Source organism: Mycobacterium sp. BMJ-28 (assembly GCF_054404835.1).
In genome coordinates, this window is the sequence record NZ_CM136783.1 from 1,239,764 (window position 1) to 1,254,311 (window position 14,548).

The 14,548-nt window shown below is 67.0% G+C and carries 14 protein-coding genes; 5 read left to right on the forward strand and 9 right to left on the reverse strand.

The window, feature by feature from the left end; all coding sequences use genetic code 11:
* Window positions 1-49 precede the first annotated feature (49 nt).
* The 3 genes from ACXPWS_RS06190 to ACXPWS_RS06200 all read left to right on the forward strand — a co-directional run bounded on the left by ACXPWS_RS06190 (window position 50) and on the right by ACXPWS_RS06200 (window position 2,729).
* Window positions 50-913 (forward strand): polysaccharide deacetylase family protein, encoded by an 864-nt coding sequence (locus tag ACXPWS_RS06190; RefSeq protein WP_458711604.1) that lies wholly within the window; start codon window positions 50-52, stop codon window positions 911-913.
* Window positions 914-999: 86 nt separating this feature from the next.
* Window positions 1,000-1,464: a PRC-barrel domain-containing protein gene (locus ACXPWS_RS06195; RefSeq protein WP_458711605.1), complete on the forward strand. Its 465-nt coding sequence runs from the start codon at window positions 1,000-1,002 to the stop codon at window positions 1,462-1,464.
* 53 nt (window positions 1,465-1,517) lie between these two features.
* Window positions 1,518-2,729 (forward strand): cation:proton antiporter domain-containing protein, encoded by a 1,212-nt coding sequence (locus tag ACXPWS_RS06200; protein ID WP_458711606.1) that lies wholly within the window; start codon window positions 1,518-1,520, stop codon window positions 2,727-2,729.
* A 57-nt stretch (window positions 2,730-2,786) separates the two neighbouring features.
* Here the strand turns inward: ACXPWS_RS06200 and ACXPWS_RS06205 are convergent, their stop codons facing one another.
* The gene (locus tag ACXPWS_RS06205; protein WP_458711607.1) at window positions 2,787-4,205 is read right to left on the reverse strand and encodes a class II fumarate hydratase; all 1,419 of its coding nucleotides are present in this window, start codon (window positions 4,203-4,205) and stop codon (window positions 2,787-2,789) included.
* Window positions 4,206-4,228: 23 nt separating this feature from the next.
* Window positions 4,229-5,257: a class II fructose-bisphosphatase gene (gene glpX, locus ACXPWS_RS06210; protein ID WP_458711608.1), complete on the reverse strand. Its 1,029-nt coding sequence runs from the start codon at window positions 5,255-5,257 to the stop codon at window positions 4,229-4,231.
* 55 nt (window positions 5,258-5,312) lie between these two features.
* Here glpX and ACXPWS_RS06215 point away from each other — a divergent pair, with 55 nt between their 5' ends.
* On the forward strand, window positions 5,313-5,960 hold the full coding sequence (locus ACXPWS_RS06215) for a DUF4245 domain-containing protein (protein ID WP_458711609.1): 648 nt from the start codon (window positions 5,313-5,315) through the stop codon (window positions 5,958-5,960).
* On the opposite strand, the gene ACXPWS_RS06220 is transcribed toward ACXPWS_RS06215, so the two are convergent.
* The 6 genes from ACXPWS_RS06220 to ACXPWS_RS06245 form a co-directional block, all read right to left on the reverse strand.
* A complete protein-coding gene (locus tag ACXPWS_RS06220; RefSeq protein ID WP_458711610.1) occupies window positions 5,957-7,162 on the reverse strand; it encodes an AI-2E family transporter in 1,206 nt (401 codons plus the stop codon). The genes ACXPWS_RS06215 and ACXPWS_RS06220 overlap by 4 nt on opposite strands.
* Before the next feature lie 22 nt (window positions 7,163-7,184).
* Window positions 7,185-7,961, reverse strand: coding sequence for an SDR family NAD(P)-dependent oxidoreductase (locus ACXPWS_RS06225; RefSeq protein ID WP_458711611.1), 777 nt, complete (start codon window positions 7,959-7,961; stop codon window positions 7,185-7,187).
* Window positions 7,958-9,025: an NAD-dependent epimerase/dehydratase family protein gene (locus ACXPWS_RS06230; RefSeq protein ID WP_458711612.1), complete on the reverse strand. Its 1,068-nt coding sequence runs from the start codon at window positions 9,023-9,025 to the stop codon at window positions 7,958-7,960. Before ACXPWS_RS06230 ends, ACXPWS_RS06225 begins: the two co-directional genes overlap by 4 nt.
* Before the next feature lie 135 nt (window positions 9,026-9,160).
* A complete protein-coding gene (locus ACXPWS_RS06235) occupies window positions 9,161-10,018 on the reverse strand; it encodes a formylglycine-generating enzyme family protein (protein WP_458713426.1) in 858 nt (285 codons plus the stop codon).
* A gap of 88 nt (window positions 10,019-10,106) precedes the next feature.
* Complete coding sequence (locus ACXPWS_RS06240) at window positions 10,107-10,991, reverse strand: HAD family hydrolase (RefSeq protein ID WP_458711613.1); 885 nt, start codon at window positions 10,989-10,991, stop codon at window positions 10,107-10,109.
* Window positions 10,992-10,993: 2 nt separating this feature from the next.
* On the reverse strand, window positions 10,994-12,538 hold the full coding sequence (locus ACXPWS_RS06245) for an arylsulfatase (RefSeq protein WP_458711614.1): 1,545 nt from the start codon (window positions 12,536-12,538) through the stop codon (window positions 10,994-10,996).
* A 265-nt stretch (window positions 12,539-12,803) separates the two neighbouring features.
* Between ACXPWS_RS06245 and ACXPWS_RS06250 the strand changes: the two genes are divergently transcribed.
* Entirely contained in the window at window positions 12,804-13,244 is a 441-nt protein-coding gene (locus tag ACXPWS_RS06250) for a DUF5994 family protein (RefSeq protein WP_458711615.1), read from the forward strand.
* A gap of 151 nt (window positions 13,245-13,395) precedes the next feature.
* Here ACXPWS_RS06250 and ACXPWS_RS06255 read toward each other — a convergent pair whose 3' ends face one another.
* The gene (locus ACXPWS_RS06255) at window positions 13,396-14,481 is read right to left on the reverse strand and encodes a 3-beta-hydroxysteroid dehydrogenase (protein WP_458711616.1); all 1,086 of its coding nucleotides are present in this window, start codon (window positions 14,479-14,481) and stop codon (window positions 13,396-13,398) included.
* Between the last annotated feature and the right edge of the window lie 67 nt (window positions 14,482-14,548).

Below are 14,548 nucleotides of genomic sequence, written 5' to 3' on the forward strand. Positions count from 1 at the left end.
GCTGACCGCGGGTAAACGCGCCCAAATCGCCAGCCGGTAGGCTGCTTGGGTGTCGCGACATGCCTGGCTGTGGACCGTCGTCGGGGTCGTCGCCGCCATTGCGGTGCTCATCGTCGGCGGGCTGTCCGGGCACATCCGCCGCGACGATCCCGATGTGGTGAACTGCGCCGAGGTCAAGTGCATCGCGCTGACCTTCGACGACGGCCCTGGCCCGTACACCGACCGATTGCTGAAGATCCTGGCGGACACCGACTCCAAGGCGACGTTCTTCCTGATCGGCAACAAGGTCGCGGCCAACCCCGATGGCGCCAAGCGCGTCGCCGAGGCCGGGATGGAGATCGGTAGCCATACCTGGGAACACCCCAATATGACGGCCATCCCGCCGCAGGCGATTCCCGCACAGTTCAGTAAGGCCAGTGCCGCCATCGAGGCGGCCACCGGCCAGCGCCCGAAACTGGTGCGCACCGCGGGCGGTCTGATCAACGACGCCGTCCTGGCCGAGGCCGCCAAACAGGATTTGGCCGACATCAACTGGGATGTCATCCCGTTCGACTGGTACAACGACGCCAACACCGCGGCCACCCGCTACATGCTGATGACGCAGGTCAAGCCCAATTCGGTGGTGTTGTTCCACGACACCTATTCCTCCACCGTGGATCTGGTCTACCAGTTCATCCCGGTGCTCAAGGCCAACGGCTACCACCTGGTCACGGTCAGCCACATGCTGGGTGAACGAAAACCGGGCACCAGCTACGGCAGTCGCGAAAACGGCGCGCCCGCAAACGATCTCACCGATATCCCGGCCGCCGAGATCCCGTCGCTGCCGGCCACGCCGTCACCGGCGCCGATGCCGAACTTCCCGATCACCGATATCCCCGGGGCGAACTCCGGAGGGCCCAACAACGGGGCCTGACGCACTGACCTGGTGATGTTTAGCCGCCGGCGCGAGGCGGTTACCCGTTGTGAGGCTGCTCGATCCCCGCAACGGAGGAGAAGAACATGACGGGTTCGGTACAACACTTCGTCGGCGCCACGGCGTACGACGCATCCGGGCACAAGATCGGCAAGATCCACGAGATCTTCGTCGACGCTTCCACCCGCGAACCGAAGTGGGTGACCGTGAACCACGGTCTGTTCGGCATGTCATCGGCGTTCGTCCCGCTCGCGGGTGCGCACTGCGACCGCAACGCGGTGAGGGTGGCCGTGGACAAGGCCACCGTCAAGCAGTCGCCCAGCCTGCGGGTGCGGGCGGGGATCACCCCGGAAGAGGAACACCGGCTGGCCCGGCACTACCACCTGTCCGACACGCCCGCACCCGCCCCGCAACCCCCGGAGCGCCCGGCCGGGCGGCACAGCGCCGGGATCGACATCGCCACGGCAGCGGCCGGCATCGGTGGCACCGCCTTCAACACCGCGGCGCACACCGCTCACCCCGACGAACCATCGACCCGACCGCAACGGTGAAACACCGGGCGTTCGCCGGCCAAAGGTAGCGTCGCCCCATAGGATTTCGCGGTATGCACACCGGCACCGCGCTTGCCCTGACCGTGCTGGTGCTGATGTACGCCGTGATCTCCGGTCTGGTCAACAGGTGGTATCTGGCCCCGGCACTCGTGTTCATCCTGATGGGCATGGTGCTGGGGCCCTTCGGTTTCGACGTGATCGCCGCCGACGACACCCGCACCTTCAACACCGTGGCCCAGTTGGCGCTCAGCGTCATCCTGTTCAACCAGGCGGCGTCGCTGGACCTGGCGGCCGCCGTGCGCCGCGGCCACGCCACCTTCCGGCTGCTGATCGTCGGTATCCCGCTGGCGCTGGCACTGGGCACGGTCACCGCCCTGGTGCTGCTGCCGGTGCTGCCGGTGTGGGAAGCCGTATGTCTGGCCGCCGTGGTGGCCCCCACCGAGGTGGCGTTGATCGACGCGCTGTTGGAGGACCAGCGCATCCCCGAACGGGTGCGGCACGCGCTGTCGGTGGAGAGCGGGTGTTACGACGGGTTCGCGCTCGCGGCGGCGCTCGCGGCGCTGGCGCTGGCCTCGGAGCGCTCGGACGGGGATCTCAGCCGCTGGGGCTGGTTCCTGGTGCACACCGAGCTGGTGTCGTTGCTCATGGGCGCCGCGATCGGGGTGGCCGGCGGGGCGATCATCATGGCGTCCCGGCGACGCAACTGGATGAACGACACGTGGGCCCAATTGGCGACCGTGGCCATGGCTTTGGTGTGTTTCGGGATTGCCGAACGGGTGCATGCCAGCGGTTTCGTGGCGGCTTTCGTCGGCGGCCTGGGTTACGCGGCCGTCGCGCGCCACGCGGATTCGCAGGTGCCCACCCAGGTGTCCGATGCAGTGGGCCAGGTGCTCGAGCTGGTGGTGTTCGCTATCTTCGGCGGCTACGCCATCTTCCTGGGCTGGCGCGAAACCGACTGGCGCACCGTGTTGTTCTGTGTGGTCGCGTTGCTACTGGTCCGCCCGATCGCGGTGCAGCTGGCGCTGCTACGCACCGATGTGCCGATGCGCAGCCGCCTGTTCATCGGGTGGTTCGGTCCGCGCGGGATCGGCACCCTGGTGCTCGGACTGCTGGTGATCGGGCACGGCGAGATGCAGAATTCCGCCACCATCACTCAAGCGGTGGTGATCACCGTGACGCTGAGCCTGCTGCTGCACAGCCTCACCACGTGGCCGGGCATCAGGTTCGTCGCACCCGACAGGCTGGCCTCAGAGCCGCGAGTGTGAATGCCACGACGGAATTCTTGAGAAAGCGTCGCGACATTCACACTCGGCAGACGTTGGTCAGTTGCCCGGCTTGACCTTGGCCATGGCCAGCACGTCGAGGCGCTTGTCCAGCTCGGCCTCCGACAGTTTGTCACCGATCAGGCCTCGGTCGATCACCGTCTGGCGGATCGTCTTGCGCTCCTTGAGGGCTTCCTTGGCGACCTTGGCGGCTTCCTCGTAGCCGATGGCCGAGTTGAGCGGTGTCACGATGGACGGCGACGACTCGGCGAGCTCGCGCAGGTGCGCTTCGTTGGCCACCAGGCCGTCAATGCACTTGGCCGCGAACAACTTCGAGACGTTGGCCAGCAGCGTGAACGACTCCAGCACGTTGCGGGCGATCACCGGGATGTAGACGTTGAGCTCGAACGCACCGGACAGGCCGCCGACGGTGACTGCGGCGTCGTTGCCGATCACCTGCGCTGCCACCTGGGTGACCGCCTCGGGCAGAACGGGATTGACCTTGCCCGGCATGATGGAGCTGCCCGGCTGCAGGTCCGGCAGCGCAATCTCGCCCAGACCGGTCAGCGGGCCGGAGCCCATCCAGCGCACGTCGTTGGCGATCTTGGTCAGCGACACGGCGATGGTCTTGAGTGCCCCGGATGCCTCGACCAGCCCGTCGCGGGCGGCTTGGGCCTCGAAAGAGTCCTTGGCGGTTTGCAATTCGGCGATCCCGGTCTGGGCGACCAGCACCTCGACCACCTTGGCGCCGAACCCGTCGGGCGCGTTGAGGCCGGTGCCGACGGCGGTGCCGCCGATGGCCAGCTCACCGAGGCGGGGCAGGGTGGCCTTGACCCGCTCGATGCCGGCCTCGATCTGGCGGGCATAGCCGCCGAACTCCTGGCCCAGGGTGACCGGCACCGCATCCATCAGGTGGGTGCGGCCGGACTTCACCACGGTGCGCCACTGCTTGGCTTTCACCGCGAGCGACTCGTGCAGAATCTCCAGCGCCGGGATCAGGTGGCGCACAGCGGCTTCGGTGGCGGCGATATGAGTCGCGGTGGGGAAGGTGTCGTTGCTGCTCTGCGACATGTTCACGTCGTCGTTGGGATGCACCGTCACACCGCCCGCGGCGGCGATCGACGCGATGACCTCGTTGGCGTTCATGTTCGAGCTGGTGCCCGAGCCGGTCTGGAACACGTCGATGGGGAACTGCTCGTCGTGCAGGCCGTCGGCGATCTCACCGGCGGCGGCGATGATCGCGTCGGCCTTCTCCGGGGCCAGCAGCCCCAGGTCCTTGTTCACCTGTGCGCAAGCACCTTTGAGCAGTCCCAGGGCACGGATCTGGGTCCGCTCCAGGCCGCGGAAGGAGATCGGGAAGTTCTCCACCGCACGCTGGGTCTGGGCTCGCCACAGGGCCTTGGCCGGAACCCGGACCTCTCCCATGGTGTCGTGCTCGATCCGGTACTCAACTTCGTTCTCGACTGCGCTGTCGGTCATCTGTGTCCTTTACTCGGAAGGGGTCAGGGGAGAGGGTGTGCTGCGGACAGGTCCCCGGTGAAGTCCACCGCGGAATATTCGTTGAGCTTGGCAAGGCGGTGGTACGCCTCGATCATCCGGACGGTGCCGGACTTGGACCGCATGACGATCGACTGGGTGGTACAGCCGCCACCGGAGTACTGCACGCCCTTGAGCAGGTCGCCGTCGGTGACGCCGGTGGCGGAGAAGAAGACGTTCTCGCCGGAGACCAGATCCTCGGTGAACAGCACCCGGTCCAGGTCGTAGCCGCGGTCCAGCGCCTTCTGCCGCTCGTCGTCGTCGGTCGGGGCCAGCTGGGCCTGGATGGCGCCGCCCATGCACCGGATCGCCGCGGCGGCGATGATGCCCTCGGGGGTACCGCCGATGCCGACCAGCAGATCGGTGCCCGAACCCGGGCGGCAGGCGGCGATGGCGCCGGCGACGTCGCCGTCGGAGATCAGCCGGATCCGGGCGCCGGCTTCCCGGACGTCGGCCATCAGCTGCGCATGCCGGGGACGGTCCAGGATGCAGACCGTGAGGTCGGCGACGCTGGAGTTCTTCACCTTGGCCACCCGCTTGATGTTCTCGGCGATCGGGGCGGTGATGTCGATGACGTCGGCGGCATCGGGGCCGACGGCGATCTTGTGCATGTAGAACACCGCCGACGGGTCGAACATGGCGCCGCGCTCGGCGACCGCGAGCACCGAGATGGCGTTCGGCATGCCCTTGCTCATCAGCGTGGTGCCGTCCACCGGGTCGACGGCGAAGTCGCACTCCGGCCCGTCACCGTTGCCGACCTCTTCCCCGTTGTAGAGCATCGGGGCGTTGTCTTTCTCGCCCTCGCCGATGACCACCACACCGCGCATCGAGACCGAGTTCACCAGCTCGCGCATGGCGTCGACGGCGGCCCCGTCACCACCTTCCTTGTCGCCGCGACCGACCCAGCGACCGGCGGCCATGGCCCCGGCCTCGGTGACACGGACCAACTCCAGGGCAAGGTTCCGGTCGGGGGCTTCCCGGCGTGATGGCGTCATGGGCCAGATTGTCCCATTAGCGGCTCTCAGTTTGGGAACTGGGATACTGGCAGTCATGACCAGCCCGCGGGAACCCGAGACCGACACACCGATCATGGTGCCGGTGCCCGCGCCCGCCAAGAACCGGCTGCTGCAGGACGGCCGTGACATGTTCTGGTCGATGGCCCCACTCGTGCTGGTCTGCATCGTGCTGGCCGGAGTGCTGGGCATGTGTTCGTTCCAGCCGAACGGGCCCGGCGCGGGCCCCGCGCCGCACTTCGACGCCGCGGCCGCCCTGAAGGCCGACGCCGAGGCGCTGCGGATACCCATCAGGTTGCCGGCGCTGCCGGCGGGCTGGACGGCGAACTCCGGGAACCGGGGCGGAATCGACGGCGGCCGCGTCGACGCCGCGACCGGCCGCAAGGCCCGTGCGGTCACCTCGCGGGTGGGCTACCTGTCGCCGGGCGGCATGTACATGGCGCTCACCCAGAGCGACGCCGACGAGAACGCGCTCGTCTCGTCCATCAACACCGACCTGGTGCCCACCGGTGCCCAGGATGTGGACGGCGTGAAGTGGGTGGTCTACGAGCCCGGCGAGGGTGAGCCGGTGTGGACGACGCGGTTGCCGGATGGCGCGCAACTGTCCATCACCGGCGCCGGCAGCGCCGACGAGTTCCGCGTGCTGGCCAGGTCGGTGCAGACGGCCAGGCCACTGCCGGCCTAATCGCCCGCCGTCGGCGGTGAGCTGGCCGGCGCCGGGATTCCCGGCCTGGTCCGGCGGGCGGCCACCCGGGCGTATGCGATCAGCCGTTTGAGCCGGCCGGGTCGCTTCGGCTCGTCGTCGTTTTCCGTTCCGACGTCCATCGGGACGCCCTGGTAGACCCACAGGTACACGCTGATGGTGGTGACGATGACGATCATCACCACAGGTCCGATGACGATGCCGAGAAAACCGAACATGGTGATGCCGGCGAAGACGGACAGCAGCATCAGCGCCGAGTCCAGCCGGGCCTCCTTCGGGACCAGGATGGGCCGCAGCACGTTGTCGATGTTGGTCACCACCAGCAGGTGGAAGACGACGACGAAGATGCCGCCGGTGACGTTGCCGAACAAAGCCATGCCGATGCCGAAGGGGATGGTGACGATGCCGCCGCCGAGCGGGATGACCGACAAGGCGGACAACAGGATGGCGAAGATGAAGAACCCGTCGTGGAATCCGGCGATGTAGATGGAGATGGCGCCGGCCACCCCCTGGGCCACGGCGATGACGAACTGGCCCTGGACGGTGCCACGGACCATGGCCGCCATCTTGGCCAGGTACAGGTCGGTGACTTCCTCGCCGAGCGGGTTGAGCCGGACGATGAGCAGCCGCAGCTCGTCGCCTTTGACCAGTATCGAGATGAAGACGTAGAGAAAAATGACGGCGGCGGTCAAACCCCCGAACAGGCCGCCGGCGGCGCCCTGCAGGAACTCCAGACCCCACTGGCCGGCCCGCTGCGCGAAGGTGACCACCCACTTCTGCAGCGACTCCGCGGTGATGTTCGTGCTCGACAGGAACGGCACCCGGTCCAGAAGGTCGTTGACCGCCCGCAGCGAGCGGTCACCGAGCGAGCTCAGATCCGTCTTGCCCACCCAGTCGGCGACGCTGCGGACCATGACGCTGATCTGCACCACCCCGATGGCGACGGCGCCGGCGATCGGCACGATCACGATGGCCAGCGCGGCGAGCAAGGTGAACGTCGCGGACAGTCCGCTGCCGAACTTCTTGCCCAACCGTTCGTAGATCGGATGGAACAGGTAGGCCACCACCGCGGCCACCACGATCAGGATGAAGTAGCCGCGCAGGAAGTACGCCCCGAAGGCGATGGCGACCACGGTCGCGATCGCCAGCGCCCGCTTCTGGGTGACGGTGAACTCGGTATGCACGCCAGCTATTTCACAGGATCGATCACTGTGCCGCGAGCTTGGCGATATGCCCGAGCAGATCGGGGTAGCGCTTCATGTGGGATCCGCCGTTGAGATCGAGCACCTCGCCGGTGAGCCAGGAGGCCTTGGTGAGGAACACCACGGCCTCGGCGATGTCCTCGGGGGTGCCGGCCCGGCCCAGCGGGGTGTTCTCCACGTACTCCTCGACGACGCCCGGCACCAGTGCCGCGCCCTCGGTGAGCGGGGTGTGCACGAACCCCGGTGCGACCGCGTTGACCCGGATTCCGCGCGGTGCCATCTCGAGCGCGGCGACCTGCGTCAGCATCGACAAACCGGCCTTGGCCGAGCAGTATGCGCTCATCCCGGCCGCCGGCTGGCGCCCGTTCAGCGACGATATCGACACCAGCGAGCCACCATCGACCAGGTGCCGGCCGGCGTGCTTGGCGACGATGAACGACCCGTTCAGGCAGACGTCGATGACCGCGCGGAAATCCTCGGCCGCCATGTCCACGATCAGACCGATATTGGAGAATCCGGCGCAGTTGACCACCGCGTCGATCGCCCCCGTCGACTCGAAAAGCGCTGCGACCGAGGGCTCGTCGACGACGTCGACGACAGCGCAGGTGTGGGGTGTGCCGAGTTCGGTGGCGCGGGCCACGGCTCCCTCGGCGTTGCGGTCGGCGATGACGATGCGGTAACCCTCGGCGGCCAGTGCCCTGGCGCAGGCCCACCCGATGCCCGAGGCGCCGCCGATGACGATGGCCGTCTTACCCGCCGCCCCGGAAGCCGTTGCTGTCATGCGCCGGCCTCCGGTCGTGGGTCGCCCCATTTGGCTTGGATCGCTTTCCACGGATCCGCGTATCGCTGACCGGTGCCGTGATACGCCGTTCGGCGTTGCAGAATCTGGCGGGCCAGTGGTGCGATCAACCGCAGCAGCGGGCGCTTGAGGCCCGAGTTCTCGGCCGTCTCGATCAACATGTCCGGCCACGAATAGTGCTGGAAGCCAAGCACTTCCTGGGACCGGGTGGTGTCCATCCAGTCGGTGTTGAACCAGCCCGCGTCATCGTCGGGGTTGCCCTTGAGGCCGGTCGGCAGCCCGCCGACCAGCCCGAGCGCGGCGGCCATGGCGGGCGCCACATCACCTTGGCGCAGCCGGTGGGTGCCGTCGTCGCCGCCGATCAACAGGGTTTCGCCGATGGCGTCGGCGGTGGTGGCGGCGGCGAAGGCCCAGGCCACATCTCGCACGTCGACGGTCTGCAGGCGACCGTCGGTCGGCAGCATGCCTTCGAAGTAGAAGTTGTCGATCTTCATGTAGGAGCCCGGGTTGGCGGTCAGCACCCCGCCGAGTCGCAGGATCACCCAGTCCAGCGTGCTGGACCGCACCAGGGCCTCGGCCTTGACCTTGTGGTCGCCGTAGATATCGGCGGGGTTGACCGGGGTGTCGCCCGTCAGCACACCGGCGACGGTGTGCGGGTTGCGCGACCCGTACACCGCGACACTGGAAGCGAGGACAAAACGTGGTGGTGCGGAAAGCTTTTCGGCGGCGGACAGCAGTGACGCGGTGGCGCCGACATTGACCTTCGCGGCCAGCCCGCGGCGCTGATAGATGAACGGCGGGATGACCGCGGCGAGGTGGATGATCGCCGACGGCGCGGTATCGGCGACCAGCGCGCCCACGGCGGACGGGTCGGTGAGGTCGGCCCAGCGCACCGTGACGCCGACCGGCAGCGCCGCGGCGGCCTTCTGGTTGCCCGGCGTGTCGAGGTCGGTGGCGACCACCCGCCGACCGTCGGCGGCGAGGCGGTGCACGGTGGCCGAACCGACCAGTCCGAAGGCGCCGGTAACCAGCACGGTGTCGGTCATACAGCCTCCATCGAGGGTTTTAGAACGTGTTCCAACCCTAGCGAACGGGAGACATCCCGCTCACCCGATCCGAAGATCCAGCCGGGCCGGGCGGCCGGCGCAGTGCCCGCGCCGCCCGACAAAGCCGTCGTCCCCTCAGTTCGTGACGCACCGGAAGCCGATGTGGCTCATCCCGGTGTCCACCATCTGGGGCCGGCGGGCGGCGGGGCGGTAACGCATGCAGTAACTGTCGGCACACAGAAATGACCCGCCCTTGATCACCCGGCGCGGGATGCCGAACTGCGGGTCCCGACTGTCGGATGCGCAGCACGGCCGGCTGTCTCGATCGGGGCCGTACCAGTCGGTGGTCCACTCCCAGACATTGCCGGCCATATCGAAGAGCCCGTATCCATTGGGCTCGAAACTGCCGACCGGCTTCGTTGTCCCGTAACCGGTTTCGGGTAGGTAGGGGAACTCGCCGTGCCAATAGTTGGCCAGCCGCCGGCCGGCGGTCTCCGGTTCGTCACCCCAGGTGTAGGTGGCTGCGCGCAGCCCACCACGAGCCGCGGTCTCCCACTGCGCCTCGGTGGGTAGCGCCAGGCCGGCCCAGCCGGCGTAGGCCGCGGCGTCCTCGAACGCGACGTGCACCACCGGATGCTGCTCGCGGCCCGTCAACGAGGACCGGGGGCCGCGCGGGTGGTTCCAACTGGCGCCCGGGGTCCACATCCACCACTGGTTGAGGTGGCGCAGGTCGACCGGACCGTCGGTGCGCCGGAACACCATGGATCCGGGCACCAGGTTCTCCGGCGGCGCGCCGGGGAAATCGGCGGGGTCCACCGGGCGCTCGGCGACGGTGACGTACCCGGTCTCGGCCACGAACTGCGCGTACTGCGCGTTGGTGACCTGATGGCGCTGGATCCAGAATCCGTCCGTTCCGACCTCGCGGGCCGGGCCTTCCTCGGGTTCGTGGTCATCGGAGCCCAGCAGGGTCGTCTGGGGCGGGATCCACACCAGATCGTCGCCGAGATCGACGTTCTGCCGAGAGTTGCTCGCACTTTCTGGCCCATTCGTGGGTTTGGGCACCGAGGGGTCGCCTGGGATGTCAGGCAAAGACCCGTGCCCAGTCGGTGCGGATGCTGGCCACCGTCCAGTCGGCGGCGCCGGCCAGTTCCAGTGCCTTCTCGGCACCCGCGGTGTATGCGAACTCCCGCTCGTCGTCGTCGTGATTGATCAGCAACCGAAAACCATTGGTGTACTGCAACATCTCGATGTCACCGTTGGAGTTGCCCGCCGCGAAGATGGGGCGCCGCCCGACCCGGCCCCAGATGCGGACGGGTTTGACCGGTCCGTCGTCGAGGAATTCCGGTGTCGCCGTCGTCTTGAGGTGACCGTCGACGAAGTCCAGACCCACCGAACTGCCGATCACCCGTTCGGGCGGGATGCCGTACATCTGCGTGGTGATCGGCCGCATGAAGTCGCGGCCACCGCCGGAGGCAATGTAGTTGGTGAACCCGTTGGCCTCCAGGTAACGCAGCAGTTCCAACATCGGGACGTATCCGCATGCGGTGTACGGCCGCTGCAGGGTCGGGTGTCGCGCCGCGTCGAAGAACTCCTTCACCCGCTGCGCGTGCTCCTCGACAGGAAAGCCGGCGTAGGCCGAGAGGATGCCCGCCGCAAGGACTTTGAGCCCGGAGTCATCGCCGTTGTAATGCTTCGTCACGACGTCGCCGAACCAGGCCAGGTCGCCCGCGACCGCAGCCCGATACGGCTGTCGGCCGGCCAGCTCCGAATCCGCCGCGGCCTGCTCGGCCAGCCGACGCACCAGGAAGTCGAGCTGGACGTAGGCGGGCTTCTCCACCCACAGCGTGCCGTCGTTGTCGAAGACCGCCACCCGCTCCTCGGGCGGGATGTCGGCCGCGGCGCGGCCCACGAAGTCGATGATCGCCGACTTGGTGGGGCCGTCGGTCCAGGACTGCAGATCGGTCACGTTCAGCCCCCGCGGGTGGCGAGGAACTTCTCCAGCTCCTCGACCGCGTTGTTGATGGTGAACGACGCGGGCTCCTGGCGCGGCGGGAATTCCTTGAACGTCTGCAGGAACTGGGTCGCGATCGCCGAACCGTAGAGCACCAGATAGATGCGGTCGATCACCCAGTCCCAGTACGTGTTCGAGGTGATGTCGGCGCGTTCGTACGGGTCGGTGCGCAGGTTGAACAGCTTGGGGGCGCGCAATTTGGTGAACGGTTCGAACCAGATCTCCAGCGTGCCCTGGCGGCGCTGCTCCTGGAAGACCACCTTCCAGTTCTCGGCGCGGATGCCGAGCACATCGCAGTCGTCGGAGAAGTAGATCATCCCGCGCCGCGGGCTCTTGTCCACCTCGCCGGTCAGATAGGGCACCAGGTCGTAGCCGTCGATGTGCACCTTGTACGTCATGTCGCCGATGGTGTGCCCGGCCTTGAGCTTGTCGACGATGTCCGGGTCGCCGGCGGCGGCCAGCAAGGTGGGCAGCCAATCATGGTGCTGCACAATCTCGTTGGACACCGAGCGGGGTTTGATCTTTCCGGGCCAGCGGATCAACTCGGGAATGCGGAAGGCGCCCTCCCAGTTGGTGGCCTTCTCGCTGCGGAACGGGGTGGTGGCGCCGTCGGGCCAGCTGTTGGCGTGCGGTCCGTTGTCGGTGGAGTAGATGACGATGGTGTCCTCGGCGATGCCGAGCTCGTCGACGAGGTCCAGCAACGTGCCGACGTTGCGGTCATGGTCGATCATCGTGTCGTGGTACGGCGACTGCCAACGGCCGGCCTGACCGAGGCTTTCGGGCTTGGTGTGGGTCCGGAAATGCATGTGCGTCATATTCATCCAGACGAAGAACGGGGTGTCCGCCTCGTGCTGGCGTTTGATGAAATCGACACAGGCGCCGGTGGTTTCGTCGTCGATGGTTTCCATCCGCAGCTTGGTCAGCGGCCCGGTGTCCTCGATCCGCTGCTTGCCCACGGGTCCGTAACGCTCGTCCACCTCACCGCTGTCCTCGTCGGTCGCCCAGGAGTGGATCACCCCACGTGGCAGCAGGCGCGCACGCATGATCGGCGCTTCCTCTGCGGTGGGGTAGTCGGCGTTCTCCGGCTCTTCCTCGGCGTTGAGGTGATAGAGGTTGCCGAAGAACTCATCGAAACCATGTGCTGTCGGCAGGTATTTGTTGAGGTCGCCCAGGTGGTTCTTGCCGAACTGGCCGGTGGCGTAGCCCAGCGGCTTGAGCAACTCGGCGATGGTCGGGTCCTCCTTCTGCAGGCCGATATCGACACCGGGCATGCCCACCTTGCTCATCCCGGTCCGGTAGACGCTCTGCCCGGTGATGAACGATGCCCGCCCGGCGGTGCAACTCTGCTCGCCGTAGGAATCGGTGAACAACATGCCCTCGTCGGCGAGGCGGTCGATATTGGGGGTGGAGTAGCCCATCAGTCCACGGCTGTAGCAGCTCAGATTCGAGATGCCGATATCGTCGCCCCAGATGACCAGGATGTTGGGTTTGGCGTCAGGCATCGTGACTCCTCTGGTTGGCGTCTTTGCCCTCGATGCTAGGGGAACGGTCCGCCATATCGGGCGTTTCGGCATGTTTGGTACGACGGCGGTCGATGCGCAGAAGATCGATGAAACGTGTTAGCTGACAGCGTTTTACGCTCTCCGCGCGCTGCGCCCGAGGGTGACGGTGCGATTTTGCTAGGGTGGGGTGATCGCAGGTTCCTCGCGTGCCGAGATTTTCCGGCACCATCTGCGATGGCACTGCCCCTAGACGGGAACGTGGCCAATGGCCGATGACGATTCAGGGGCCGGGCTCGCAACCCGCCTGGCGCTGTCCAACCATCCGGGCGTGCAGGGGACGGTGGGCGGTGCCTGGTGGCCGCCCGATCGTCGGCTCGGTACCGGATTGCAGGATCTGGTCGCCGTGCTCGGGCTGCGGATCGGTCCGGTGCGGCGCGTGCTGTATGACCCGGCCCTGTGGGAGAACGCACCGGCTCGCCTCATCCGCGGCTCCACCTCGGTGGCGGTCGACGCGTATTCGCTGATTGCCCGCGACACCGTCTACCTGATGGGGACCCACGACCGGCACTCGTTGCTGTACGTCGTGCCACCGGGATCGACGGAGTTGGACGCCTGCCGTGTGCTGACCGCGGTCGCAGCCGCGGACGCCCCGCTCAGCGTGCCGATGCTGCGGGCCATCCTGGCCGGTCAGGCCCGCCCGCGGTAGCCGGCTTTTGCTCGTTCCGCGTGCCGTGTCGTAAGCTGGTCTACAAGTTTCCCCGGTTCTGTAGACGCCGCGCGGGAAACCAGAGGCCGGGACGCTACAGCGTCGCCGGCCTCGTCCAGTTCTACGGGCGGTCGGAATCGGTACCGCCGACTCACACGCGCGCGGGTTGACCGGCCTTGCTCGCCATCTGATGGAACAGGTCGGTGTAGTACGAGAGGCTTTCGGCGGTGGCCTGCTCGGTGGTGAACAGCGGCCGATAGCCCAGGTCGCGCTGCGCCTTGGCCACCGAGAAGTAGTTGTTGAGGTAAAGGCGTTCCACCGCAAGGGGTTCGATCAACGGCTCGGGGATGCCGAACTTGAAGTGCAGCCACTGCCAGGACATCATCGCCTTGTGTACCAGCCGGCCGGACACCCGGAAGGTGGGCAGCGGGCGTCCGCAGGCCTCGAGCACCGGTCGGGCGAACTCGAACATGTTGATCGGTTCGGCGTCGTTGATGAAGTAGGCCTGCCCGGGCGCGCTGCCGCCGGGCACCAGGTGCTGGGCGGCCAGGATGAACCCGTGAATCAGGTTGTGTACGTAGGAGTTGTCCAGCTTGATGTTCTTGTTGCCGACCAGCACCTTGACGTGTCCGGCGAGCACATTCTCGAACACCTTGCGGAACATCGTCTGGTCGCCGCGGCCCCAGATGCCGCTGGGCCGGATGGAACAGGTCAGCATGCCGTGCTCGGCGTTCTCGGCGAGCACGAATTTCTCGGCCACCACCTTCGTTTCGGTATAGAGGTCGTTGAAACGGGTTGTGTAGGGCAGTGTTTCATCGCCGTTGACGATGTCTTGGCCGCCCATCACCACGCTGTTGGATGCGGTGTACACGAAGCGCGCGACACCCGCGGCCTGTCCGGCGCGCACCAGGTTCTTGGTGCCCTCGACGTTCACCGAGAAACTGCGCTGCCGGTACTCCTCGGTGACCGAGGCGCCGCCCATCAGGTCGATGATGGCCGCGGTGTGGAAAACGGTGTCGATGCCGTCGACGGCTTTGCCGACATCGTCGGTCGAGGTGATGTCACCGACGACGGTCTGCAGCTTCGGGTGGTCGGGCAGCGGGGACGGCACCCGGTCGAAGGAGCGCACCTGGTGTCCGCGCTCCAGCAGGGTGGTCACCAGGTTGGCGCCGACGAAACCGGAGCCCCCGGTCACCAGAACGCGGCCCAATTCAGTCGTCAGTGATGCATCGCCCATGACGAGAGCATAAATGAAACGTGTTCCAGTTTTAAAGCCCGCCGGGGTCGCCGGCCCACACTGGTTG

Bases quoted from the DNA above. Each gene is read 5' to 3' on its own strand.
- ACXPWS_RS06195 (WP_458711605.1), top strand. From the start codon at position 1,000: ATGACGGGTTCGGTACAACACTTCGTCGGCGCCACGGCGTACGACGCA.
- ACXPWS_RS06200 (WP_458711606.1), top strand. From the start codon at position 1,518: ATGCACACCGGCACCGCGCTTGCCCTGACCGTGCTGGTGCTGATGTAC.
- ACXPWS_RS06205 (WP_458711607.1), bottom strand. From the start codon at position 4,205: ATGACCGACAGCGCAGTCGAGAACGAAGTTGAGTACCGGATCGAGCAC.
- glpX (WP_458711608.1), bottom strand. From the start codon at position 5,257: ATGACGCCATCACGCCGGGAAGCCCCCGACCGGAACCTTGCCCTGGAG.
- ACXPWS_RS06215 (WP_458711609.1), top strand. From the start codon at position 5,313: ATGACCAGCCCGCGGGAACCCGAGACCGACACACCGATCATGGTGCCG.
- ACXPWS_RS06225 (WP_458711611.1), bottom strand. From the start codon at position 7,961: ATGACAGCAACGGCTTCCGGGGCGGCGGGTAAGACGGCCATCGTCATC.
- ACXPWS_RS06230 (WP_458711612.1), bottom strand. From the start codon at position 9,025: ATGACCGACACCGTGCTGGTTACCGGCGCCTTCGGACTGGTCGGTTCG.
- ACXPWS_RS06245 (WP_458711614.1), bottom strand. From the start codon at position 12,538: ATGCCTGACGCCAAACCCAACATCCTGGTCATCTGGGGCGACGATATC.
- ACXPWS_RS06250 (WP_458711615.1), top strand. From the start codon at position 12,804: ATGGCCGATGACGATTCAGGGGCCGGGCTCGCAACCCGCCTGGCGCTG.
- ACXPWS_RS06255 (WP_458711616.1), bottom strand. From the start codon at position 14,481: ATGGGCGATGCATCACTGACGACTGAATTGGGCCGCGTTCTGGTGACC.